The sequence below is a fragment of the Streptomyces sp. BK208 genome (assembly GCF_004364245.1).
Taxonomy (GTDB): domain Bacteria; phylum Actinomycetota; class Actinomycetes; order Streptomycetales; family Streptomycetaceae; genus Streptomyces.
On the sequence record NZ_SOAV01000010.1, the window covers coordinates 276693 to 300158 of the forward strand.

Sequence of the window (23466 nt, forward strand, 5' to 3'; positions counted from 1 at the left end):
CCGGTATCGTGCCGGGGTGCTCACCGTGACCTCCGTCAACGTCAATGGCCTGCGCGCCGCCGCGAAGAAGGGCTTCGTGGAGTGGCTCGCCGGCACCTCCGCCGACGTGCTGTGCCTCCAGGAGGTGCGGGCCGAAGCCGGCCAGCTGCCCGAACACGTCCGCACCCCCGAGGGCTGGCACGTGACGCACGCCCCCGCGGCCGCCAAGGGCCGCGCCGGCGTCTCCCTCTACACCCGCCGCGAGCCCGACGCCGTCCGGGTCGGCTTCGGTTCGTCCGAGTTCGACACCGGCGGCCGCTACGTCGAGGCCGACCTGCCCGGTGTGACGGTCGCCTCCCTCTACCTCCCCTCCGGCGAGGTCGGCACCGAGCGCCAGGACGAGAAGATCCGCTTCATGGGCGAGTTCCTGGCCTACCTGAAGGAGCTGCGCGAGCGCGCCGCCGCCGAGGGGCGGGAGGTCGTGGTCTGCGGCGACTGGAACATCGCCCACCGTGAGGCCGACCTGAGGAACTGGCGCGCCAACAAGAAGAACTCCGGGTTCCTGCCGGAGGAGCGGGAGTGGCTGACCCGCGTCCTGGACCCGGCCGACGGCGGTTACGTGGACGTCGTGCGCGCCCTGCACCCGGACGTCGAGGGGCCGTACTCGTGGTGGTCGTACCGGGGCCGGGCCTTCGACAACGACAGCGGGTGGCGGATCGACCTCCACGCCGCCACCCCGGGCCTGGCCGCCAAGGCGCTCAAGGGGTACGTCGAGCGGGCCGCCACGCACGCCGAGCGCTGGTCCGACCACGCGCCGGTCACGGTGGTCTACGACCGCTGAGGGGTCACTCGCCCCCCGTCCGGTCCGTCTGCCGGCGCATCCGCCGGTCCAGCGCCAGGGACAGTTCCGCCTCCACCACGCTGCGGGCCAGCGGGCGCAGGCGGTGGAGGTCCCGTTCGGGGGCGTGGCGCAGTATCAGGTCGGCGAAGAGTTCGGCGAGGGCGTCGGCGTGTTCGCGGACGCGGGCGCCGGCCTGGAGGACCTCGCCGAGCGGTATGCCCTCGCGGACCAGGGCGGAGGAGACCTCCAGCAGGCGGTGGCTGATGTGGACCAGTTCGTCGCCGTCGGTGCCGAGGTAGCCCAGCTCCATCGCGGCGGCCAGGTTCTCCGGGGTGACCTCGCCCTCGAAGCGGGCGGCGAGTTCCTCGGGGGTGAGGCGGACCGGGGTCTCCTCGGTGGGCTGGCCGAGGCCGAGCAGGTCGCCGACGTCGCGGCCGTGGTCGAAGGCGTCGGCCAGTTCCGCGATGCCGTTCAGGGTGTGGCCGCGGTCCAGCAGCGCGGCGATGGTGCGCAGCCGGGCCAGGTGGTGGTCGTCGTACCAGGCGATGCGGCCCTCGCGGCGGGGCGGCGGGATCAGTTTGCGTTCGCGGTAGAAGCGCAGGGTGCGCACCGTGATGCCGGCCAGCCGGGCCAGTTCCTCTATGCGGTATTCGCGCTTCTCGGTCACGTCCACGACCTTAGGGCGTACCGCCGGTAACTTTCCTCCGCCCGACCCCTACCCATGAGTACGGACCTGTTCTACGCTCCCATTGCGCCAGTGTTCACTGGCATGGTTCGAGGCGGTTCCAGGTTCCAGACGGTCCAGGCAAGCGTGGAGGCTCCCAGATGGCCGAGCAAGGGCAGGTTCACGAACACGTACGGGTGGCGGTGATCGGTTCCGGCTTCGGCGGCCTCGGGGCCGCCGTGCGGCTGCGGCGCGAAGGGATCACCGACTTCGTCGTACTGGAGCGGTCCGGCAGCGTCGGCGGCACCTGGCGGGACAACAGCTACCCCGGCTGTGCCTGCGACGTCCCGTCCCACCTGTACTCCTTCTCCTTCGCGCCCAACCCCGAGTGGCCGCGCACTTTCTCCGGGCAGGAGCACATCCGCGCCTACCTGGAGCACGTCACCGACACCTTCGGGCTGCGCCCCCACCTCCGCTTCGACTCGGAGGTGAAGCGGATGGCGTGGGACGGCGAGCAGCTGCGGTGGGAGATCGAGACCGTGCGCGGCACCCTCACCGCCGACGTCGTCGTGTCCGCGACCGGCCCGCTGTCCGACCCCAAGATGCCGGACGTCCCGGGACTCGACTCCTTCCCCGGCAAGGTCTTCCACTCCGCCCGCTGGGACCACGGCTACGACCTCACCGGCAAGCGCGTCGCCATGATCGGCACCGGCGCCTCCGCCATCCAGATCGTGCCGTCCATCCAGCCGGCGGTGGGCCGGCTCACCCTCTTCCAGCGCACCCCGGCCTGGGTGATGCCCCGCATGGACCGGGCCATCAGCGGCGCCGAGCGGGCCCTGCACCGGGCGGTGCCCGCCACCACCAGGCTGCGCCGCGGGCTGCTGTGGGGCATCCGGGAACTCCAGGTGCAGGCGTTCACCAAGCACCCCGACGAGCTGGGCTTCGTCGAGCGGATCGCCAAGCGCAACATGGCCGCCGCCATCAAGGACCCGGCCCTGCGCGCCAAGCTCACCCCCGACTACCGCATCGGCTGCAAGCGGATCCTGCTGTCGAGCACGTACTACCCGGCGCTCGCCGAGCCCAACGTCGACGTGGTCGCGAGCGGGCTCAGCGAGGTGCGGGGGTCGACGCTGGTCGCCGCCGACGGCACCGAGGCCGAGGCGGACGCGATCATCTTCGGCACCGGGTTCCACGTCACCGACATGCCCATCGCCGAGCGGGTCGTGGGCGCGGACGGGCGGACGCTGGCCGAGACCTGGAAGGGCGGCATGGAGGCGCTGCGCGGCGGCACGGCGGCCGGCTTCCCCAACTTCATGACGGTCATCGGGCCCAACACCGGCCTCGGGAACTCGTCCATGATCCTGATGATCGAGTCCCAGCTGAACTACCTGGCGGACTACCTGCGTCAGCTGAACGTCCTCGGCGGCCGCACCGCCCTCGACCCGCGCCCCGCCGCCGTGCGCAACTGGAACCACCGGGTGCAGGAGCGGATGAAGCGCACGGTGTGGAACACCGGCGGCTGCACCAGCTGGTACCTGGACGCGAGCGGCCGCAACACCACCGTCTGGCCCGGCACGACCGCCGAGTTCCGGCGGGAGACACGGCGCGTGGACCTCGCGGAGTACCAGGTGCTGCGCCCGGCCCCCGCGACGGCCGCCGCGGAGCCCGCGGCGAAGGCCGCCGACGCGGACGCCGAGGTGAGCGCGTGAACCGCCTGCCGCACGTCGCCGACGGGCCGTACGCCCCGCCCGTACCCGACCGCGAGCTGACCGTCACCGCCGCCGACGGCGCCCGGATACACGTGGAGGTGCACGGCCCCGAGGACGCCCCCGCGGTCGTCCTCGCGCACGGCTGGTGCTGCTCCATCGCCTTCTGGGCGGCGCAGATCCGCGAACTGGCCGCCGACCACCGCGTCATCGCCTACGACCAGCGCGGCCACGGGCGCAGCCCGGCCAACCCGGCGTACGGCACCGAGCCGCTCGCCGACGACCTCGAAGCCGTCCTCACGGCCACCCTCGCGCCGGGTGAGCGGGCCGTGATCGCCGGGCACTCCATGGGCGGGATGACGCTGATGGCCGCGGCGGCCCGCCCCGCGGTGCGCGAGCACGCGGCGGCCGTCCTGCTGTGCAGCACGGGCAGCGCACGTCTGGTGGCGTCCGCCACGGTGCTGCCGATGCGGGCGGGTCGAGCGCGCACCTGGCTGACCCGGCGCATCCTGGGCTCCCGGGCACCGCTCGGGCCGGTCACACCGCTCGCCCGCCGGATCCTCAAGTACGGGACGATGGGGCCCGGTTCGCGGCCGCAGGCGGTCGACGCCTGCGCCCGGATCGTGCACGCCTGCCCGAGCCGGGTGCGGCACGGCTGGTCGCAGGTGCTCGACCTGCTCGACCTCGACCTCGGCGTACGGGAGTTGCGGATGCCGGTGGAGATCGTGGTGGGTACGGCGGACCGGCTGACGCCGCCCGTGCACGCCCGCGCGCTGGCCGCCGCGCTGCCCGACTGCGTGGGCGTGACCGAACTGCCGGGCCTCGGCCACATGACGCCGGTGGAGGCGCCGGAACTGGTCACCGGCAAGATACGGGCCCTCGCGGCCACCTACATACCCAGCGCACGCGACGAGCGTGCCGTACACGCCGTGGAGGGCGCATGAGCAGGGTGAGCCTGGAAGGACGGGTCGCCGTCGTCACCGGAGCGGCGCGGGGCGTCGGGGAGTTGATGGCCCGCAAGCTGTCCGCGCGCGGGGTGAAGGTCGCGCTGGTCGGCCTGGAACCGGACGAACTCAAGCAGGTCTCCGCCCGGTTGCACAGCGACAGCGACCACTGGCACGCCGACGTCACCGACCACGAGGCGATGGCCCGGGTGGCGGCGGAGGTCCGGGAACGCTTCGGGAAGGTCGACATCGTCGTCGCCAACGCGGGCGTCGCCACCGGCGGCCCCTTCGTCGACTCCGACCCCGAGTCCTGGCGGCGGGTCATCGAGGTCAACCTGATCGGCTCGGCGGTGACCGCCCGCGCCTTCCTGCCCGCGCTGCTGGAGAGCCGCGGCTACCTGCTCCAGATCGCCTCGTTGGCCGCCCTCACCCCCGCCCCGATGATGAGCGCCTACTGCGCCTCCAAGTCCGGCGTCGAGGCGTACGCGCACAGCCTGCGCGGCGAGGTCGGGCACCGGGGCGTGAAGGTCGGCGTCGGCTACCTGTCCTGGACCGACACCGACATGGTGCGCGGCGCCGACCAGGACGACGTGATGCGCGAGCTGCGGCAGCGGCTGCCCTGGCCGTCCAACAAGACCTACCCGCTGGGCCCGGCCGTCGACCGGCTCGTGGAGGGCGTCGAGCGCCGCTCCGCGCACGTCTACGGGCAGTGGTGGCTGCGGGGCATGCAGGGCGTGCGCGGTTACCTGCCCGCCGTCATCGGCACCGTCGGACAGCGCGAGATGCGGCGCTTCGGGGACCGGCTCGACGGCCTGCGGACCGGCCTCGTCGGGGCCGGCGGAGCGGCCGACGAACAGCGTCCGACCAGCGCGACTACGGTCCGTAAGTGATCGACATGCGCACGGTCACGGCTCATGTGAATCTGATCGAGCGCCCGGCCGATCCGGTCGGGCCCGATCACCACAGGAGTGAACCCACATGGGTATGAAGGACCAGTTCCAGGACAAGGCCGAGCGCATGCAGCAGCAGGGCAAGCAGCGCGCCGAGCAGGCGAAGGACCAGTTCCAGAACCGCGACCGCCGTCGTGACGAGGACGAGATGGACCCGTCCTCCTCGCGCCGCCGGGAGTCGGAGCGCCAGGACCCGTCCGCGCGCCGTCGCGACGAGGACGAGCGGCTCGCGGACAGCTTCGACGCCTGACGCACCGCCGCTGTGAGGTGAGAGGGCGCCCCCCGTCGTACGGGTGGGCGCCCTTTCCCATGCCGCCGGGCCCTGCGGAGGTTCCTACTCCCCTTCCCGCCCCCGCGGCGGCAGCGGCGGACGCGAGCGGTCGGGTACCGCGTCGTAACCGGGCGGTGTGGCGGGCGGGTTGGTCTCCAGCAGCTCCAGTGCCAGCCGGACCGCCTCGTCGAGGACCGGGTAGCGGCCCTCGGCCCAGTCCAGGGGGGTGCGCAGCGCCTCGACGTCGGGGGCGACGCCGTAGTTCTCCACGGTCCAGCCGTAGGCGTCGAACCAGGCGGCGTTCATCGGCACCGTGATCACCGAGCCGTCGCCGAGGCGGTGCCGGCCGGTCATGCCGACCACACCGCCCCAGGTGCGCTGCCCGACCACCGGGCCGAGCCGCAGCAGCTTGAACGCGGCGGTGATCATGTCGCCGTCGGAGGAGGTCGCCTCGTCGGCGACCGCGACGACCGGCCCGCGCGGGGCGTTGGAGGTGTACGACACCGGCTGGGCGTCGCGGGTGAGGTCCCAGCCCAGGATGGTCCTGGTCAGCTTCTCGATGACCAGCTCGCTGATGTGCCCGCCCGCGTTGCCGCGCACGTCCACGATGAGCGCGGGCCGGGACACCTCCATGCGCAGGTCGCGGTTGAACTGCGCCCAGCCGGAACCGCCCATGTCCGGGATGTGCAGGTACCCGCACTGTCCGCCGCTCAACTCCCGCACCACCGCACGGCGTTTGGCCACCCAGTCCTGGTAGCGCAGCGGGCGTTCGTCGACGAGCGGCACGACCGCGACCCGGCGGGAGGGGCCGGGGACGCCCTCGCCGGGTGCGAAGGTCAGCTCCACCGTGGTGCCGCCGGCGCCCGCCAGCAGCGGGGACGGGCCGAGGACCGGGTCGACCGGGCGGCCGTCGACGTGGGTCAGTACGGCACCGTCGCGGATGCCCGTGCCGGCCAGCGGCGAGCGGGCCTTGGAGTCCGAGGAGTCGCCCGGCAGGATCCGCCCGACCACCCACCGCCCGTCCCGGCAGACGAGGTTCGCGCCGAGCAGCCCCTGCCGCCGCTGGTAGTGGGCGGGGCCCTCGTTGCGCCGGCCGGCGACGACGTAGGCGTGCGAGGTGCCCAGCTCACCGAGCACCTCGCGCAGCAGGTCGGCGAACTCGTCGGGGGAGGCGACCCGTTCGAGCAGCGGGCGGTACTGGTCCAGGACCCCGTCCCAGTCGATGCCGCACATCCCCGGGTCCCAGAAGTAGGCGCGGATCAGGCGGCCCGCCTCGTCGTACGCCTGGCGCCACTCGGCGGCCGGGTCGACCTCGTGCAGGATGCGGCGCAGGTCGATCCAGGTGGTCGAGTCGCCGTCGCCGGCCTCGGTCGCCGGTACGGCCCGCAGGTCGTCCTCGTCGAGCACGACCAGGCGGCTGCCGTCGCCGCTGACCCGGAACCAGTCCAGGTGGTCGACCAGTTCGGACTTCCTGGCCTTGGCCAGGTTGAAGTGCTCCAGCGTGGGCCGCTCGCTCGGGTCGGCCGGGTTGGCGAAGGTCTCCCCGAGCGCGCCCGAGATCGGCCAGCGCAGCCAGACCAGGCCGCCGCCCGCCACCGGCTCCAGCGTCGAGTACTTGGAGGCGGCGACCGGGAACGGCGTCACCCGGTTCTCCAGCCCCTCGACCTCGACGGTGACCGCGCCGCCCTCGCCGGTCTCGTCCTCCAACGGGTCCAGGCCCCCTGCGGCGGGGCGGCCCTCGGGGTTGAGGGCGAAGGGGGAGGGGGTCGCGGAGGACAGCGGCACCAGGTAGGGGCGGCAGCCCAGCGGGAAGGACAGGTCGCCGGTGTGCACGTCGTACACCGGGTCGAAGCCGCGCCAGGACAGGAAGGCCAGATAGCGGCCGTCCCGGGTGAACACCGGGTTCTCGTCCTCGAAGCGGCCGTTGGTGACGTCGACGACGAGGGTGCCCTCGGGGCCGTCGATCCGGGCCATCTTGATCTGCCGCAGGGTGCGTCCGATGCCGGGGTGCGACCAGGTGAGCCAGGTCCCGTCGGGGGAGAAGGCGAGGTCGCGCACGGGGCCGTTGACGGAGCGGATCAGCTCGGTCACCTGGCCTTCGGCGGTCGCGGGGGCGCCCGGGGCGCCCGGCGTCATGGTGTCCCCGGCGTCGGCGTCGGCGTCGTTGTCGGCGTCGTCGGCGGGGGCGTCCGGGCCGGTGCCTGTGGCGGTCGGCGGCAGACCCATGCCGCCCGGCTCGCCCGGGGTGCCGGAGTCCCCGGCGGCCGTCGCCACCGCGTCCTCGTCCCCCGCGTCCGCCGGGTACCCGACGCCGGCCGCGTCCAGGACTGTGGCCGCCTCCGTGTCCGGCTCCGTGACGTCGAGGATCAGCAGCCTCCCGTCGTGCGAGGCGACGGCGAGGCGCTCGCCGGCCGGGTCCGACACCAGCTCCAGGACCCGGCCCAGCCGTCCGGTGGCCAGCCGCCGGGCCGCGCGGCCGCCGGTCGCCCGGGGCAGGTAGGAGATCTCGACCGCGTCCTCACCCTCCGCGTCCGTCACGTACGCGATCCGTCCGCTCTCCCCGAGCATCTCCGGCAGCCGCACCCGCACCCCCGGGGTGTCGGCGATGGTGCGGGCCGGGCCGTCGCGGTGGGTGAGCCAGTACAGGCCGCCGCGGACGACGACGGCGCTCGCGCGGCCCGTCTCGTCGACGGAGACACCACCGACGTGCTGCGCGGCGGGCACCTGGTACGTACGGCGTCCCGCCCGCGGACCGCTCAGCCGCACGTCGAGCCGGCGGGGTGCCGAGCCGGGCGCGAGGTCGTCGACGAGCCACAGGTCGCCCGCGCACTGGTACACCACCCTGGTGCCGTCGCTCGCGGCGTTGCGGGCGTAGAACGCGTCGTGGTCGGTGTGCCGGCGCAGGTCGGTGCCGTCGTGGGCGCAGGAGTAGAGGTTGCCGACGCCCTCGTGGTCGGAGAGGAAGGCGATCCGGCCGCCGACGAACATCGGCGCGGCGAGGTGCCCGCCGAGGCCGGGCAGCAGCCGCTCGCCGTGCAGCCAGAGCCGGCCCGTGGCGCCGCCCCGGTAGCGCTTCCACGCGGCGGGCTCGTGCGGCGGGGTGCCGGTGAGCAGGAGGGTCCTGCGCTCGCCGTCGAGGTCGGCGGCCTGGATGTCGGTGACCGGTCCCCAGGGCAGCTTGCGGCCGGGATCGCCGTCGGGGGCGACCTTGTAGGCCCAGGTGAGGTGCGAGAAGGGCTCGCCGTGCGAGGCGACGGCGAGGACGGCGGTGGTGCCGTCGGGATCGGGGGGAGACCAGCCGCAGACCCGGGTGTCGAGGCCGCCCCAGTGGGTGAGCTGCCGCCCGGGGCCGCCGTCCACCGGCACCAGGTGGACCTCCGGCACGAGGGTGCGCCAGCTGGTGTACGCGATGTGCCGGCCGTCGGGGGAGAAGCGGGGGTGACCGGCCTTGGTGCGGTCGACGGTGAGCCGCCAGGCCCGGCCCGGACCGTCGAGGGGCGCGAGCCAGAGGTCGTCCTCGGCCACGAAGCACAGCTGGCCGCCACTGAGGTGCGGAAGGCGCAGATAACTCACCCACCCCATGCTTTTCCGGCTGCCGGGTACCGGCAACTTATGCGTTACCGACAACCGTGACCCAGACCACGAACGAAACCGTTTCGTTTCGTTAGGCGGTGGGGTACCTTCGTCATGTACGAAACGGTGTCGTTCTGACCGAGCGGGACGGAGAGGAGTGAGCGAGATGACGGAGACCGCCACCGCGCGCCGCAGCCGGATCACTCCCGAGCGCGAGGCCGAGCTGTACGAGGCCGTGCTCGACCTGCTCCGCGAAGTCGGGTACGACGCACTCACCATGGACGCCGTGGCCGCCCGCACCCGGTCCAGCAAGGCGACGCTCTACCGCCAGTGGGGCGGCAAGCCCGAGCTGGTCGTCAAGGCCGTCCGGCACAACAAGCCGGGTTCGCCCGCCGACGTCGACACCGGCTCCCTCCGCGGCGACCTGCACGCCCTGATGGTCCGCGAGGACGACTGCACCATGGAGCAGAACTCCGCGCTGATGCGCGGCCTGGCCATGGCGCTGCACCAGAATCCGGACCTGCGCCGCGCCTTCCGGGAGCAGCTCGTCGAACCGGAGATGGCGGAGGGCCGGAAGGTCCTGCAGCGCGCCATCGACCGCGGCGAGATCAGACCGGACTGCCCGGCGCTGGACTTCGTCGTCCACATGCTGATCGGCGGATTCGCCACGCGCACGCTGCTGGACGACCAGCCGCCGACGCAGGCGTTCATCGCCTCCTACCTCGACGCCGTGGTCCTCCCCGCCCTCGGCGCCCCCACCCACTGAACCGTCCCCTGAAGCTGAGCCCCACCTGACGTAACCGCTCACGTCGTCGGGCCGTTCCCCCCTGCCCTGAAGACCCACGACCTGACCGGGAGTACGCCCCCGTGGCCACGTTCCTCTACAAACTCGGCCGGCTCGCCTTCCGCCGACGACACTTCGTCGCCCTGATCTGGGTGGCCCTGCTGACGCTCGCCGGCGTCGGCGCGGCCAGCGCCCCGCCCGCCGGCAACTCCTCCTTCTCCATCCCGGGAACGGAGGCCCAGAAGGCCTTCGACCTGCTGGAACAGCGCTTCCCCGGGGCGAGCGCCGACGGAGCGACCGCCCGTGTCGTCTTCAAGGCACCCTCCGGCGAGAAGATGACGGACGCCGGCAACAAGGCGACCGTCCAGAAGACCGTCGACGAGCTCGCCGACGGCTCCGAGGTCGCCTCGGTCGCCGACCCCTACCGGGGCAACGCCGTCAGCAAGGACGGCTCCGTCGCCTACGCCTCGGTGAAGTACGACGTCTCCGGCATGGAGCTGGAGGAGTCCACCAAGGACGCCCTCGAGGACGCCGCCCAGCAGGCGCGCGACGCAGGACTGACCGTCGAGATAGGCGGCGACGCGCTCCAGGCCGTCCCGGAGACCGGCGCCACCGAGGTCATCGGCATCGCGGTCGCCGCCGTCGTCCTGGTCATCACCTTCGGGTCCCTGGTCTCGGCCGGGCTGCCCCTGCTCACCGCCCTGATCGGCGTGGGCATCGGCGTCTCCTCGATCACCGCGCTGGCCAGCGCGCTGGAACTGGGCTCGACCACCTCGATCCTGGCCATGATGATCGGCCTCGCGGTCGGCATCGACTACGCCCTGTTCATCGTCTCCCGCTACCGCGCCGAGCTCGCCGAGGGACGTGAGCGCGAGGAGGCCGCCGGACGGGCGGTCGGCACCGCGGGCTCCGCGGTCGTCTTCGCCGGCCTCACGGTCGTCATCGCCCTGGTGGGCCTCGCGGTGGTCAACATCCCGATGCTGACCAAGATGGGCGTCGCGGCGGCCGGCACCGTCGCCATCGCGGTCCTGATCGCCCTGACGATGATTCCCGCGCTGCTCGGCTACGCCGGCCGCCGGGTCAAGCCGGCCGGTGCGAGGAGCAAGCTGCTCGGCCGGTCCCGCAAGGGCGAGCCGAAGGAGCCCGACGGCCGCCCGAAGCCCAACATGGGCACCCGCTGGGCGAGCTTCGTCGTCCGTCGCCCCCTGGCCGTCCTCCTCCTGGGCGTCATCGGTCTCGGCGCCGCCGCGGTCCCCGCGACCTCCCTGGAACTGGGCCTGCCCGACGACGGCTCGCAGCCGACGTCCACCACCCAGCGCCGCGCCTACGACCTGCTCTCCGACGGCTTCGGCCCCGGCTTCAACGGCCCGCTGATGGTCGTCGTCGACGCGAAGGGCAGCGACGCTCCGAAGGACGCCTTCACCGACGTCGAGAAGCAGATCAAGGACCTCGACGGCGTCGTGGCGGTCACCCCGCCCGCCCCCAACAAGGGCGGCGACACCGCGACGATCACCGTCGTCCCGGACTCCAAGCCGTCCTCCGTGCAGACCGAGGACCTGGTGCACGCCATCCGCGACGCGGGCGGCGACATCGAGGCGAAGACCGGCGCCCAGACCCTGGTCACCGGCTCCACGGCGATGAACATCGACGTCAGCCAGAAGCTCAACGACGCGCTGGTGCCGTACCTGGTCCTGGTCGTCGGGCTGGCCTTCCTCCTGCTGATCGTGGTCTTCCGCTCGATCCTGGTCCCGCTGAAGGCGGCCCTCGGCTTCCTGCTCTCCGTCATGGCGGCCCTCGGCGCGGTCGTCGCGGTCTTCCAGTGGGGCTGGCTGTCCGGCCTGATGGGCGTCGAGGAGACCGGTCCGGTCATGTCGATGATGCCGATCTTCATGGTCGGCGTGGTCTTCGGCCTGGCCATGGACTACGAGGTCTTCCTGGTCACCCGCATGCGGGAGGCCTTCGTCCACGGCGAGAAGCCCCACCAGGCGATCGTCACCGGTTTCAGGCACGGCGCCCGGGTCGTCACCGCCGCCGCGGTGATCATGATGGCGGTCTTCGCGGGCTTCATCGGCTCCAGCGAGTCCATGGTCAAGATGATCGGCTTCGGCCTCGCCGTCGCCGTCTTCTTCGACGCGTTCGTCGTCCGCATGGCCCTCGTCCCGGCGGTCCTCGCCCTGCTCGGCAAGAAGGCCTGGTGGCTGCCGAAGTGGCTGGACCGCGCGCTGCCCAACGTGGATGTCGAGGGCGAGGGCCTGCGTACGGCCGGCGAGCGGGGCTCGGGCCCCGACGAGGACCGGGAGCTGGTACGCACCTGACCCGACCCGCCGCCTCGTGACCTGAGGCGGCACAGACCAGCCGGTGAGGGCTTCCGTGGGGACGGGGCTGCCCTCACCGGCTTCCTCCTGTCCGGGGGCGCCGCGGGGGCGCCGCAACCGGGTCGCCCGCGCGCCGCACGGACTAGTACGGTGCCCTGCATGACGACGACCGACGACGCCTCCGGGTCCACCGCCGCCCACCCCCGCTTCGCCGCCGCCCTCGGCGAACTCGGCCTCGGCGACCTGGCCGGCCGGGCCCGGCGCTTCCCGGAGGCCACCCGCACCGCCACCGAGGCCGCCGCCGCGATCGGCTGCGAGCTGAGCCAGATCTGCAAGTCGCTCGTCTTCGCCGCCGACGGGGTGCCCGTGCTGGTCCTCATGGACGGCGCCTCCCGCGTCGACCTGGACCGGGTCCGCGAGGAACTCGGCGCCGCGAAGGTCACGCGGGCCAAGGCCGACGTCGTACGGGAGACCACCGGCTACGCGATCGGCGGGGTGCCGCCGTTCGGGCACCGGACCAGGACCCGGGTGCTCGCCGACCGGTCGCTGCTCGCCCACGCGACCGTCTGGGCCGCCGCCGGCACCCCGTACGCCGTCTTCCCGATGGAACCCGGGGAACTCGTCGCCGCCGCCGGCGCCACCCTCGTGGACGTGCGCGAGCGCTTCGAGTGACACCTCCGGTCACCGCCGGCCGGGTGGTGCGACCGCCGCGGGCGGGCGCACCCTGGAAGGAGGTGTTCCGGAGGTGATCGTCATGATGCACACCACAGTGGGATGGCATGTCGAGCTGGAGTTCATGGAGGACGACCAGCACACGCGGGCGGTCGCGATGGTGCGGCTCCCCGACGGCAGCGAGGTCCGCGCGCACGGCCACGCCAGCCGTCATCGGGCCGACGCCGGCCAGCCACGGGTCGGCGAGGAGGTGGCGGGCGCACGCGCGCTGAACGAGCTGGCGATGCAGCTGCTCACCAAGGCGCACGAGGAGATCGACGCGGCGTCGGGGCGGACCTCGCACCCCATCCACGTCTGACGGGTATCAGCCGGCCCGGTCCAGCGAGGCGCGGACCGCCCGTACCAGCGCCTGCGCCCGCGGGTCCGCCGTCACGGTCTTGCGGAAACCGTTGGTGACGTAACCGAGGGCGATGCCGCTCTCCGGGTCGGCGAAGCCGAGGGAGCCGCCGCGCCCCGGGTGGCCGAAGGAACCGGCGGACAGCAACGGGGACGCGCTGCCGTGCAGCATGTAGCCGAGGCCGAACCGGGTGCCGACGACCAGGATCCGGTCGGGCCCGGCGGACTCCTCGGCGCGGGCCAGCTCCATGGTCGCCGCGTCGAAGAGCCGCACGCCGCGCGTCACGCCGTCGACCTCGCCGATCAGCGCCGCGTAGAAGCGGGCCAGCCCGTCGGCCGTCGCGATGCCGTTGGCGGCCGGGAGGGCGGCGGCCCGGTACACCGGGTCGTTCTGGTCGGGGAACGGGGTGATCGCGGCGAAGGCGCGGCGGGTGAGGGAGTCCGGGTCCCCGTACGCCTCGGTGACCGCCCGCTTGGGGCGCAGCCGCGGGCCGCTCCCCGACGGTTCGGGCTCCGCCAGGCGCCCGACGCGTCCGGCCCGGCCCGCCGCCTCCTCCGCGGCGGGCAGCCCCACCCACAGGTCCAGGCCGAGCGGGCGGGCGATCTCGTCCGCGATCCACTGACCGGCGCCCCGCCCGCCCGTCACCCGGCGGACCAGCTCGTCGAGCAGCCAGCCGTACGTCAGCGCGTGGTAGCCGTGGTCGGTGCCCGGCTCCCAGACGGGGGCCTGCGCGGCGACGGCGGCGGGGCCCCGCAGCGGGTCGAGGGCCTCCTCGGGGGTGAGCGGCCGGTCCAGGACCGGCAGCCCGGCCCGGTGGCTCAGCAGGTGCCGGACCAGCACCCGCTCCTTGCCCCGCGCCTTGAACTCCGGCCAGTACTCGCCCACCGGCGCGTCCAGGTCCAGCTCCCCGCGCTGGTGCAGCAGCAGCGGTACGGCGGCGGCGACGCCCTTGGTCGCCGAGCGGACCACCTGGGCGGTGCCCCGGCGCCACGGCCCGGTGCCCTCCGTACCGTCGACGTCGCGGGCGCCGCCCCACAGGTCGACGACCTTGCGCCCGTCCCGGTAGACGGCGACGGCGGCACCCCGCTCACCGAGCGCGGTGAAGTTCTGTGCGAACGCGTCCCTCACCGGCTCGAAGCCCTCGGCCACCGTGCCGTGCACGTTCCCGCTCACCCCTGTACGCCCCTTCCGGCCGCTCGCGACAGTGGCTGCAACCGCCACCGGTTGCCCACCATTCCTCACCCGCGCGCCGACACCGACCGCGGGTCGAAGCCGAAGGGCAGTTCCAGGCGGTGGGCCCGCATCAGCGCGTCGTCCGACAGCAGCTCGGCCGTCGGACCGTCGGCCGCGATCACGCCGTCGCTGAGGACGAGGGCGCGGGGGCACAGCTCCAGGGCGTAGGGCAGGTCGTGGGTGACCATCAGGACCGTGACGTCCAGGGAGCGCAGGATGTCGGCGAGTTCGCGGCGGGAGGCCGGGTCGAGGTTGGAGGAGGGCTCGTCCAGGACCAGGATCTCCGGCTCCATGGCGAGCACCGTCGCCACCGCCACCCGGCGCCGCTGGCCGAAGGAGAGATGGTGCGGGGGCCGGTCCTTGAACTCCGCCATCCCGACCAGCGTGAGCGCCCGCTCCACGCAGGCCTCCAGCTCGGCCCCCTTCACCCCGGCCGCCGCCGGTCCGAACGCCACGTCCTCGCGCACGGTCGGCATGAAGAGCTGGTCGTCGGGGTCCTGGAAGACGATGCCGACCCGGCGCCGGATCTCCGCCATGTTCCGCCGGTCCACCGGCAGCCCGGCCACCGTGACCGTGCCGGTGCCCCCGGACAGGATGCCGTTCAGGTGGAGCACGAGGGTCGTCTTGCCCGCGCCGTTCGGCCCGAGCAGCGCGACCCGCTCGCCGCGCGCGACGGAGAAGTCCACGCCGAACAGGGCCTGGTGCCCGTCGGGGTAGGCGAAGGCGAGGCCGGAGACGTCGAGGGAGGCGGGTGCGTCGGTCGCGGGGCCGCTGGTCACGGGGTGGTCGGTCACAGGGTCCATCCCAGCAGACAGACCACCAGCGCCGCACACGGCAGGGTCAGCGCGTACGACCACTGCGCCCGGGACGCGGTCACCTCGTCGATCACCGGCATCGAACCGGCGTACCCGCGGCTGACCATGGCCAGGTGGACGCGTTCGCCGCGCTCGTAGGAGCGGATGAACAGCGCCCCCGCCGACTTGGCGAGCACGCCCCAGTGCCGTACGCCCCGCGCCTCGAAGCCCCGGGACTCCCGGGCGATCCGCATCCGGCGCATCTCGTCCGCGATCACGTCCCCGTACCGGATCATGAACGAAGCGATCTGCACCAGCAACGGAGGCAGCCGCAGCCGCTGGAGACCGAGGAGGAGTTCCCGCAGCTCGGTGGTGGAGGCGAGGATCACGGAGGCGGCGACGCCCAGGGTGCCCTTGGCCAGGACGTTCCAGGCGCCCCACAGGCCGCCGACGCTCAGCGACATGCCGAGGACGTCGACCCGCTCACCCTCCGCCACGAACGGCATGAGCACCGCGAACGCGACGAACGGCACCTCGATCAGGAGCCGCTTGAGCAGGAAGGACGCGGGCACACGGGCCGCGTACGCCACCGCCGCCAGCAGCAGCGCGTACAGGCCGAAGGCCCACATCGCCTCGCGCGGCGTCGACACCACGACGACCACGAAGGCGAAGGCCGCGGCGAGCTTGGTGTGCGGCGGCAGCCCGTGCACGGGCGAGCGGCCGTGCCGGTACAGCCGGTGGGCGTGGCCGGCGCCCACGTCAGACGGTCGTTTCCGTGTGGGTGGGGGAGGCGTCGTCGCTGCGGCGCCTGCGCACCGTCCAGAACACGGCACTGCCCGCCACGACGGTGACACCGACGCCGATCACGCCCGCCAGCCCCCCGGAGATCCGGGCATCGGTGATGTCCTTGACGCCGTAGTCGGCGAGCGGCGAGTCGGCGGCCGCGTGCTCCTCGGCCTTCTCGTCGATGCCCTTGTCGGAGGCGACCTTCTCCAGGCCGTCGGGGTCGGCGGAGGCGTAGAAGCTGACGAAGCCGGCCAGCACCAGCGAGGCGACGAGGCCGGTGATCCACACCGTGCGGTGGGAGCGGGCGGCCACGGGCGCGGGGGCCGGTGCGGCGGCCGAGGGGGCGTCGACCAGCTCGCCGTTCACCCGCAGCTTGAGCCGCTGCTGGAGCCCGCGCGCCCCGTACACCAGGTCGGGGCGCACGGCGATGACGGCGCCGACGGTCAGCGCGGTGATCGCGGCCTCACCGATGCCGATCAGCACGTGCACCCCGATCATCGCGGTGGCGACCTTGCCGATGGCGACGTCGGTGGTCCCGCCGATCCAGTACAGGAGCGTGAAGGCCAGGGCGGCGGCCGGGACGGACACCAGCGCGGCGACGAAGGAGGCGACGGTGACCGAGCGGCGGGTGCGCGGCAGGACCTTCACCAGGCCCCGGAAGAGCGCGTAGGCGACGACCGTGGTGACGATCGCCATGTCGGTGATGTTGACGCCGAGCGCGGTCAGACCGCCGTCGGCGAAGAGGATGCCCTGCATCAGCAGGACGACGGACACACACAGCACGCCGGTGTAGGGCCCGACCAGGATGGCGGCCAGCGCGCCGCCGAGCAGATGCCCGCTGGTCCCGGCCGCGACCGGGAAGTTCAGCATCTGCACCGCGAAGATGAACGCCGCGACCAGCCCGGCCAGCGGCGCCGTCCGCTCGTCCAGCTCCCGGCGCGCGCCGCGCAGGCTGACCGCGATGGCGCCCGCGGCGACGACCCCGGTCACGGCGGAGGTCGGGGCGTTGATGAATCCGTCAGGTACATGCACGCATCGATGATAGAGACCAGTTGCAAGTCGTTCGCAAGAGCGAGGTAAAAGCTGATCTCGCATGTGATATTCGGCTCACGGGGCGTGATCCGGGAAATATGGGACATTGGAGAGGGGGTGGACGCACAGCTTCGACACAGGTGGCACAGCGTAAGGGGCGACCCCATGTCCGTAGTCGAACAGTACGCACGAGCCCACATCCTGACGGACGCGGACCTCCCCGACCAGGACGACGGCGGAGCGATACCCGTCGTGCTGCGCTACGACCCCGGGCTCGACCCCTCGAAGGTCTGCGTCGCCCTGCCCGGAAGGGGCGGCCGTGCCTCCCGTGCCCGGGAGTGGACCTTCTCCCGCGCCCTGCTCGAACAGGGGCTGCGCGCCCCCACCGGCACCGGTGAGGTGCGGGTGTGGCCGTGCGGGCGGGTCCAGGCCGTCGTCGAGTTCCACTCCCCGCAGGGCTGCTCGGTGGTCCAGTTCGAGAACAAGGCGCTCATCCGCTTCCTGCGCCGCACCTACGCGGCGGCCGCGCAGCCGGTGCCTCACTGACCCGGGTCGCCGGCCGCCCCCGGAGCCGTCAGCCTCCCGCCTTGAGCAGCGCCGCCACCATCGGCCCCGCCGTGTCGCCGCCGTGCCCGCCCTGCTGGACCACGCCCGCCGCGGCCAGATCGCCCCGGTACGCCGTGAACCAGCCGTTGGGCTTGTCCTGCCCGTCGACCTCCGCCGAACCGGTCTTCGCGCCGACGTCGCCGCTCACCCCGGCCATCGCCTCCGCCGCGGTGCCGTACGCCGCCGTGTAGGACATCAGCTCGCGCAGCGCGCCGAGCGTCTCGCCCGACATCGTGCGGGAGGCCGTCGCGAGCGCGCGCCCGTCGACCGACGGGGCGACCAGGTACGGCTGGTGGAAGGAGCCCGCCTTCACGGTCGCCGCCACCGACGCCATGTTCAGCGGGTTCATCCGCACCCCGCCCTGGCCGATGAGGGAGGCGGCCATCTGCGCCTTGCTCTGCACCGGCACCCTGCCGTCGAAGGTGGACACGCCGACCGACCAGTTGTTCATGGACAGGCCGAAGACCTCCTTGGCCTGCCTGGTCAGGTCGTCGTCCTCCAGCTCGGGGGCCTGGCTGATGAAGGCGGTGTTGCAGGAGCGGGCGAAGCTCGCTTTGAAGGTGCCGTCCTTGATCTCGAACTCGTCGTCGTTCTGGAACTTCCAGCCGCCGTAGCTGAAGTACTTGGGGCACGGGTGCGTCTTGTTCACCGATGCCAGGTCCTTCTCCAGCAGCAGCGAGGCGGTGACGACCTTCATGGTGGAGCCGGGGGCGAGCGAGCCGAGGAAGGCGGTGTTGAAGCCGTGCCCGCCGTTGGCGACCGCGAGGACCTCGCCGGTGGAGGCGCGCAACAGCACCACCGACGCCCCCTTCCTGCCGTCCACCTGCCGCTCGGCGGCGGCCTGGAGGGCGGGGTCGAGCGTGGTCCTCAACTCACCCGGCGTGCCCTTGCTCAGCTCGATCAGCGTCTTGTCGGCGACCTCCGCGGCGCCGGACTCCTGCGCGCCCTTCCCGTCCCCGGCGGCCTCGCCGCGCACCACGCGCAACTCGATGCCCGGGGTGCCGCCGGCCTTCTTGCCGTACTTGTCGCGCAGGCCGTCCAGGACGGTGCCGAGGGACGGGTACTTCGCGGCGGTGATCTCCGTGCCGTCGCGGCCCAGCGCCTTGACCGGCGGGTCGCCGGCCTTCCCGGTGACCAGCCGGTCGCCGTCCCGCAACTCCGGGTGCACGACGGCGGCGTGCCAGTCGACGCGGGGTTCGCCGTCACCGGCCCGGCGGACGACGGTCAGCGCGCTGTCGTAGGCGAACGGAGCGCTCGCCTCGCCGTAGGCGACGGTGGCCTTCACGGAGAACGGCACCTTCGCCCCGGCCGGGGCGCCCGCGGTGAAGGCGGCGCCCTTGACGCGGGCGTCCTTGGTGTACCCGGTGAGCAGGGCCTTCGCGGCGACGGCGTCGTCGGTCGCGGCGGCGGCGCCGGCCACGTCGCCCTTCTGCCAGGCGGTCAGGAACCGCTGGGCCGTCGAGGTGACCTCGGCCGCCGTCAGCGGTCCCGACTTCGCCTTCTCCGCGCCCGCCGCGGACTTGGTCCGCGCGGTGTCCTCGCCGCCCGCGTCGCCGCCGTACATCGCGTAGGCACCGAACCCGGCACCGGCCACGACCACCGCGGCCACAGTGCCGATCACGGCCGGTTTCGTCCTGCGCCGCCCGGCGGCGGCCCTTCTGCTGCCCACGGTGTCCCGTTCCTCGGTGGCTTCGACGCCCTGATGGCGGATGGTGCTCACAACGGCGACCACAGTAAGGGCATCCGCGGCCGCGGTCCGCGTCAGCCGCCGACTCGTAGCACGTCTGCGACGATCGGCCCGGCCGCGTCACCGCCGTGACCGCCTCCCTGGACCATGGCCGCCGCCGCGATGTCGTTGCGGAAGCCGGTGAACCAGGAGTCCGAGACCGCGTGCCCGTCGACCTCGGCCGACCCGGTCTTGGCACCGATGTCGCCGCCGAGCCCGGACATGGCCTCGACGGCGGTGCCCTGGGTGGCGGTGAGCCGCATCATCTGCTTGAGCTGGGAGACGGTGCCCCGCGGCAGCCCCTGGGCGGTGGCGCGCTCGCGGTCGTCCAGGTCGAAGGGCACCAGGTACGGCTGGCGGAACGCCCCGGTGACGGCGGTCGCCGTCACGGAGGCCATGTTCAGCGGGTTCATCTGGACCTGGCCCTGCCCGATGGCGTTGGCGGCCCGGTCGGGGCCGCCGGAGGCGGGGACGCTGCCGTCGAAGGAGACGATGCCGGTCTGCCAGTCGTCCCGCCCGAGCCCGAAGCGCTCCTGGGCCTCCCGCGTCAGCGAGGAGTCGTCGAGCGGCTTCTCGTCGACGAGCTTGATGAAGCCCGTGTTGCAGGAGCGCGTGAAGGTGTCGGCGAGCGTGGCGCTCTCATCGGGCTTCATGGTGGTCAGGTTGTGGAAGGTCTGGCTCTGCCACATCGCCGTGTCGGGGCAGGGCGCCGGCCCGTTCATCGACGTCACGCCGTTGTCGATGAGCATGGCGGCGGTGATGATCTTCATGGTGGAGCCGGGGGCGACCTTGCCCTGGAACGCGGCGTTGAAGCCGTCCTCGCGGTCGTTCGCCACGGCCAGCACCTCGCCGGTGCTCGGCTTCACGGCGACCACGGAGGACTCCCCGAACCGCTTCACCGCCTTCTCGGCCGCGGCCTGCACGCTCGCGCTGAGGGTGGTGCGCAGCTTCCCGGGCTTGCCCTCGGTCAGCGTCAGCAGCGGGGTGTCCGGCGCCTGGGTGGTCGTGTGCCGGACCGCCAGCTCGACGCCGGGGGTGCCGCCGGCCTTGTCGCCGTACTTCTCCCGCAGCTGGTCGAGGACCGGCCCGAGCGAGGGGTACTTCTCCTTGCTCAGCACGGCGCCGTCGCGTCCGACGGCCTGGATCCGCGGCGTCGCCGACTCCGCGGTGACCAGGGTGTCGCCGTCCTTCAGGTCGGGGTGGACGACGGACGGCTCCCAGTCCACCAGGGCGCGCCCGCTGGTCTCCCCGCGCACCACGGTCAGCGTGCTCTTGTAGCTCAGCGGCTCGGTGGCGCCCTCGTAGGACACCTTCGCCTTCACCGTGAACGGCACCGCCGTACCGGACGCCGTGCCCGGCGTGATCTCGACCCCGCCGATGTGCGCGTCCTCGGCGTAGGCGGTCAGCAGCGTCCCGGCGATCGACGCGTTGTTCGTGTATCCCGCGGCGGTCGACGCGTCGCCCTTCTCCCAGGCCGCGAAGAACTTCTTCGACGTCTCCGCGACCTCGTCCGCGCTCGGCGGCCCGCTCCGGGGCTCCGACGCGGCGGCCCCCGGCGTCCCGTCCAGCGCCGACACCACGTTGTAGGCGCCGTAGCCGGCACCGCCCACCATCACCGCGCACACCCCGCCTATGACGGCGACCTTGACCCCCCTGCCCATCGGCAGTCCCCTCCCCGTGAGTACTCCCGCCCGCCTTCTTGAACGCGTTCAGAAGTAGTTGTAGGTGCACTCTAGGCGCAAGGGGGTGACCCGCGGTACGGGTGTTTCCGTTTTGGTTGCCCAAAGGAGATCGGGGCGGGGTGACGCGAAACGGGAGCAGGGGCGTGGTGCGGGAAACCCTGTCGGGCGGCGGCGGCCGTCAGGGGCCGGTGGCCGTGGCCACGGCCTCCGTCGCCGCCCGCCGCAGCGCACGGTTCGTGATCCAGCGGTTCCCCCCGCCGGACAGATGCGCCACGGCGCGGCCCGTCCACTCCGGGTCGCCGAGGAGATGCGGCTTCCCCTCGTCGACGAGCTGCCGCATCAGACTCTCCAGCCGCAGGGCGTCCACGGCCCGGTAGGGGCGCTCATGCCGGTCGAAGCGCAGCTGTTCGTTCTCGTACGGGTGGCGCAGCGTCAGGTGCATCCAGCCGCCGGCGCGCCCGGCGACCGTCCCCTTCAGCGTGTACATGCCCCTGCTGGCGGTGTTCCGGGGGTGCTTGCCCCAGGTGAGCCAGACGCCGGTCATGATCCTCGACCACGGGACCGACCGTCCCTCGGAGTCCGGCTCGTGCTGCCGGAGCCCGTCCGGGCGGAACTCCACCCAGTGGGTGCCCGGTCGTGAGGCGTCTCCGACTCCCCAACGTCCACCGGTCAGTTGCAGCGGTCCGAGGGACGTGCCGTCCTCCATCATGCGCGTCATTGAAGCACGCGTCCTGCCCACCGGTGTGCTGTCCTGACCGGCCGGCTAGACCCACGTATCGAGCCACATCCGGGCCCGCCACTCCTCCATCGGGATCGCCGTGCCGGTGTACAGGGGCCAGAAGTAGATGAAGTTCCACGCGATGAGCAGCACCAGGACGCCCGCTCCCGTCGCGCCCGCCACCCGGCGGGTGTCGCTGCAGCCCGGGCGGCCGATGATCGCCCCCAGGAGCATCGCCACCGCGAGGCACAGGAACGGGACGAAGACGACGGCGTAGAAGAGGAAGATCGTGCGCTCCTGGTACAGGAGCCAGGGGAGGTAGCCCGCCGCCAGGCCGCAGGCGATGGCGCCCGCACGCCAGTCGCGGCGGAAGAACCACCGCCACAGGACGTACAGCAGGGCGAAGCAGCCCACCCACCACAGGAGCGGCGTGCCGAGGGCCAGCACCTCGCGGGCGCACTTCTCGCCGGCGTCGGCCGGGCAGCCGTCCGCGCCCGCCGCCGGGGACTCGTAGAAGTAGGACACCGGGCGGCCCAGGACGAGCCAGCTCCAGGGGTTCGACTGGTACGTGTGCGGCGAGGTGAGGTGGGTGTGGAATTCCAGGACCTGGGTCTCGTAGTGCCACAGGCTGCGCCACCAGTCGGGGAAGAGCCACGACCGGGAGCTGTGCGCGCCGTCCTTCACCGCCCAGTCGCGGTAGTAGCCGCCGGTGCCGTCGGAGGGGGAGAGGATCCAGCCGAGCCAGGACAGCAGGTACGTGGCCAGGGCCACCGGGACCGTGGAGAGGAAGGCCCAGCCCAGGTCGTGGCGGAGCACCGCGCGGTAGGGGCGGCGGGCGCCGGCGACGCGTCGGGAGCCGACGTCCCACAGGACGGCCATCACGCAGAAGGCCGCCATGATGTACAGGCCGTTCCACTTGGTGGCGGCGGCCAGGCCCAGCATCAGGCCCGCCGCCAGGCGCCAGGGGCGCCACCCGAGACGCAGGGTCTGCGCGATGTGCGCGTCGGGGCGGACCCGGCCGTCCTCGTCCACCGGGAGCGCGGCGGCGAGTCTGCTCCGGGCCTTGTCGCGGTCGACGACCAGGCAGCCGAAGGCGGCCAGCACGAAGAACATCAGCACGCTGTCCAGCAGCGCGGTGCGGCTCATCACGAAGTGCAGGCCGTCCAGCGCCATCAGGGCGCCCGCCAGGCACCCGAGGAAGGTCGAGCGGAACAGCCGGCGGCCGATCCGGCACAGCAGCAGCACCGAGAGGGTGCCGAGCAGCGCCGTCATGAAGCGCCAGCCGAACGGGTCGAAGCCGAACAGCAGCTCGCCGAGGCCGATGACGTACTTGCCGACCGGCGGGTGCACGACGTACGCCGCGTCGGCCGGGATCGGGACGTGACCGCCCGAGCTCAGGATCAGGTCGTTGGCGTTCTTGTCCCAGTTGACCTCGAAGCCGCGGTGGACCAGCGCCCACGCGTCCTTGGCGTAGTACGTCTCGTCGAATATCACCGCCTTCGGGCTGCCCAGGTTCCAGAACCGCAGCAGCCCCGCGAGCAGCGCCACCAGCAGCGGCCCGCCCCACGCCGACCAGCGCACGACCTTGCCGGTGAGCGGCTTGGACAGGCCGAGGAAGGCCCACAGGCGCGGCCCCGGAGTCATGTAGGGCGGCACCAGCCGGTCGCGGACGTCACCGGCCGCGGGCCCCGCCGTGTAGCCGAAGCGGCGCAGCCGCTGCTGCCAGGTGGGCCGCTCGTCGTGCGGGGCCTGCTCGTGCAGGGTGTCCGTGGAGGACGCGGTACTGGTCACCG

At 73.0% G+C, this 23466-nt stretch carries 20 protein-coding genes; 10 read left to right on the plus strand and 10 right to left on the minus strand.

Annotated features, from left to right (window positions below; translation table 11 throughout):
- Positions 1–16: 16 nt before the first annotated feature.
- A complete protein-coding gene (locus EV562_RS25025) occupies positions 17–820 on the plus strand; it encodes an exodeoxyribonuclease III (RefSeq protein ID WP_166661978.1) in 804 nt (267 codons plus the stop codon).
- Positions 821–824: 4 nt separating this feature from the next.
- On the opposite strand, the gene EV562_RS25030 is transcribed toward EV562_RS25025, so the two are convergent.
- Positions 825–1487 (minus strand): MerR family transcriptional regulator, encoded by a 663-nt coding sequence (locus tag EV562_RS25030; protein WP_133889091.1) that lies wholly within the window; start codon positions 1485–1487, stop codon positions 825–827.
- Between the two features lie 158 nt (positions 1488–1645).
- On the opposite strand from EV562_RS25030, the gene EV562_RS25035 reads away from it, so the two are divergent.
- From EV562_RS25035 to EV562_RS25050, 4 genes are all read left to right on the plus strand, one after another.
- Entirely contained in the window at positions 1646–3193 is a 1548-nt protein-coding gene (locus EV562_RS25035) for an NAD(P)/FAD-dependent oxidoreductase (protein WP_133889092.1), read from the plus strand.
- Positions 3190–4134 (plus strand): alpha/beta hydrolase, encoded by a 945-nt coding sequence (locus EV562_RS25040; protein WP_133889093.1) that lies wholly within the window; start codon positions 3190–3192, stop codon positions 4132–4134. Before EV562_RS25035 ends, EV562_RS25040 begins: the two co-directional genes overlap by 4 nt.
- Positions 4131–5024, plus strand: coding sequence for an SDR family oxidoreductase (locus tag EV562_RS25045; RefSeq protein WP_133889094.1), 894 nt, complete (start codon positions 4131–4133; stop codon positions 5022–5024). Before EV562_RS25040 ends, EV562_RS25045 begins: the two co-directional genes overlap by 4 nt.
- Positions 5025–5112: 88 nt before the next feature.
- On the plus strand, positions 5113–5334 hold the full coding sequence (locus EV562_RS25050) for a hypothetical protein (protein WP_133889095.1): 222 nt from the start codon (positions 5113–5115) through the stop codon (positions 5332–5334).
- 84 nt (positions 5335–5418) lie between these two features.
- Here EV562_RS25050 and EV562_RS25055 read toward each other — a convergent pair whose 3' ends face one another.
- A complete protein-coding gene (locus tag EV562_RS25055) occupies positions 5419–8937 on the minus strand; it encodes a S41 family peptidase (protein WP_133889096.1) in 3519 nt (1172 codons plus the stop codon).
- Positions 8938–9094: 157 nt separating this feature from the next.
- Between EV562_RS25055 and EV562_RS25060 the strand changes: the two genes are divergently transcribed.
- From EV562_RS25060 to EV562_RS25075, 4 genes are all read left to right on the plus strand, one after another.
- Positions 9095–9694 carry a TetR/AcrR family transcriptional regulator gene (locus EV562_RS25060; RefSeq protein WP_133889097.1) on the plus strand — a complete coding sequence of 200 codons (600 nt, stop codon included), beginning with the start codon at positions 9095–9097 and terminating at the stop codon, positions 9692–9694.
- 101 nt (positions 9695–9795) lie between these two features.
- Positions 9796–12027, plus strand: coding sequence for an MMPL family transporter (locus tag EV562_RS25065; RefSeq protein ID WP_133889098.1), 2232 nt, complete (start codon positions 9796–9798; stop codon positions 12025–12027).
- Between the two features lie 159 nt (positions 12028–12186).
- Positions 12187–12699 carry a YbaK/EbsC family protein gene (locus EV562_RS25070; RefSeq protein WP_133889099.1) on the plus strand — a complete coding sequence of 171 codons (513 nt, stop codon included), beginning with the start codon at positions 12187–12189 and terminating at the stop codon, positions 12697–12699.
- A gap of 82 nt (positions 12700–12781) precedes the next feature.
- Positions 12782–13057 carry a DUF1876 domain-containing protein gene (locus EV562_RS25075; RefSeq protein WP_133889100.1) on the plus strand — a complete coding sequence of 92 codons (276 nt, stop codon included), beginning with the start codon at positions 12782–12784 and terminating at the stop codon, positions 13055–13057.
- Between the two features lie 6 nt (positions 13058–13063).
- Here EV562_RS25075 and EV562_RS25080 read toward each other — a convergent pair whose 3' ends face one another.
- The 4 genes from EV562_RS25080 to EV562_RS25095 all read right to left on the minus strand — a co-directional run bounded on the left by EV562_RS25080 (position 13064) and on the right by EV562_RS25095 (position 16941).
- Positions 13064–14269: a serine hydrolase domain-containing protein gene (locus EV562_RS25080; RefSeq protein WP_243860149.1), complete on the minus strand. Its 1206-nt coding sequence runs from the start codon at positions 14267–14269 to the stop codon at positions 13064–13066.
- A 65-nt stretch (positions 14270–14334) separates the two neighbouring features.
- The gene (locus EV562_RS25085) at positions 14335–15132 is read right to left on the minus strand and encodes an ABC transporter ATP-binding protein (RefSeq protein ID WP_133889102.1); all 798 of its coding nucleotides are present in this window, start codon (positions 15130–15132) and stop codon (positions 14335–14337) included.
- Positions 15120–15881, minus strand: a complete 762-nt coding sequence (gene cbiQ / locus EV562_RS25090) for a cobalt ECF transporter T component CbiQ (protein WP_133889103.1) — start codon at positions 15879–15881, stop codon at positions 15120–15122. Before cbiQ ends, EV562_RS25085 begins: the two co-directional genes overlap by 13 nt.
- Before the next feature lies 1 nt (position 15882).
- Positions 15883–16941, minus strand: coding sequence for an energy-coupling factor ABC transporter permease (locus tag EV562_RS25095; RefSeq protein WP_133889104.1), 1059 nt, complete (start codon positions 16939–16941; stop codon positions 15883–15885).
- 165 nt (positions 16942–17106) lie between these two features.
- On the opposite strand from EV562_RS25095, the gene EV562_RS25100 reads away from it, so the two are divergent.
- Complete coding sequence (locus EV562_RS25100; protein ID WP_133889105.1) at positions 17107–17487, plus strand: SsgA family sporulation/cell division regulator; 381 nt, start codon at positions 17107–17109, stop codon at positions 17485–17487.
- 28 nt (positions 17488–17515) lie between these two features.
- Here the strand turns inward: EV562_RS25100 and EV562_RS25105 are convergent, their stop codons facing one another.
- From EV562_RS25105 to EV562_RS25120, 4 genes are all read right to left on the minus strand, one after another.
- Positions 17516–19216, minus strand: a complete 1701-nt coding sequence (locus EV562_RS25105) for a penicillin-binding transpeptidase domain-containing protein (protein WP_166661987.1) — start codon at positions 19214–19216, stop codon at positions 17516–17518.
- 92 nt (positions 19217–19308) lie between these two features.
- Positions 19309–20934 (minus strand): penicillin-binding transpeptidase domain-containing protein, encoded by a 1626-nt coding sequence (locus tag EV562_RS25110; RefSeq protein ID WP_133889106.1) that lies wholly within the window; start codon positions 20932–20934, stop codon positions 19309–19311.
- 199 nt (positions 20935–21133) lie between these two features.
- On the minus strand, positions 21134–21664 hold the full coding sequence (locus EV562_RS25115) for a hypothetical protein (RefSeq protein ID WP_166661988.1): 531 nt from the start codon (positions 21662–21664) through the stop codon (positions 21134–21136).
- Between the two features lie 54 nt (positions 21665–21718).
- Positions 21719–23464: a phospholipid carrier-dependent glycosyltransferase gene (locus EV562_RS25120; RefSeq protein ID WP_133889108.1), complete on the minus strand. Its 1746-nt coding sequence runs from the start codon at positions 23462–23464 to the stop codon at positions 21719–21721.
- Between the last annotated feature and the right edge of the window lie 2 nt (positions 23465–23466).

Coding starts and splice junctions, on each gene's coding strand:
- EV562_RS25035 (WP_133889092.1), top strand. CDS start 1,646: ATGGCCGAGCAAGGGCAGGTTCACGAACACGTACGGGTGGCGGTGATC.
- EV562_RS25045 (WP_133889094.1), top strand. CDS start 4,131: ATGAGCAGGGTGAGCCTGGAAGGACGGGTCGCCGTCGTCACCGGAGCG.
- EV562_RS25050 (WP_133889095.1), top strand. CDS start 5,113: ATGGGTATGAAGGACCAGTTCCAGGACAAGGCCGAGCGCATGCAGCAG.
- EV562_RS25055 (WP_133889096.1), bottom strand. CDS start 8,937: ATGGGGTGGGTGAGTTATCTGCGCCTTCCGCACCTCAGTGGCGGCCAG.
- EV562_RS25060 (WP_133889097.1), top strand. CDS start 9,095: ATGACGGAGACCGCCACCGCGCGCCGCAGCCGGATCACTCCCGAGCGC.
- EV562_RS25070 (WP_133889099.1), top strand. CDS start 12,187: ATGACGACGACCGACGACGCCTCCGGGTCCACCGCCGCCCACCCCCGC.
- EV562_RS25075 (WP_133889100.1), top strand. CDS start 12,782: ATGATGCACACCACAGTGGGATGGCATGTCGAGCTGGAGTTCATGGAG.
- EV562_RS25085 (WP_133889102.1), bottom strand. CDS start 15,132: ATGGACCCTGTGACCGACCACCCCGTGACCAGCGGCCCCGCGACCGAC.
- EV562_RS25100 (WP_133889105.1), top strand. CDS start 17,107: ATGTCCGTAGTCGAACAGTACGCACGAGCCCACATCCTGACGGACGCG.
- EV562_RS25110 (WP_133889106.1), bottom strand. CDS start 20,934: ATGGGCAGGGGGGTCAAGGTCGCCGTCATAGGCGGGGTGTGCGCGGTG.
- EV562_RS25115 (WP_166661988.1), bottom strand. CDS start 21,664: ATGATGGAGGACGGCACGTCCCTCGGACCGCTGCAACTGACCGGTGGA.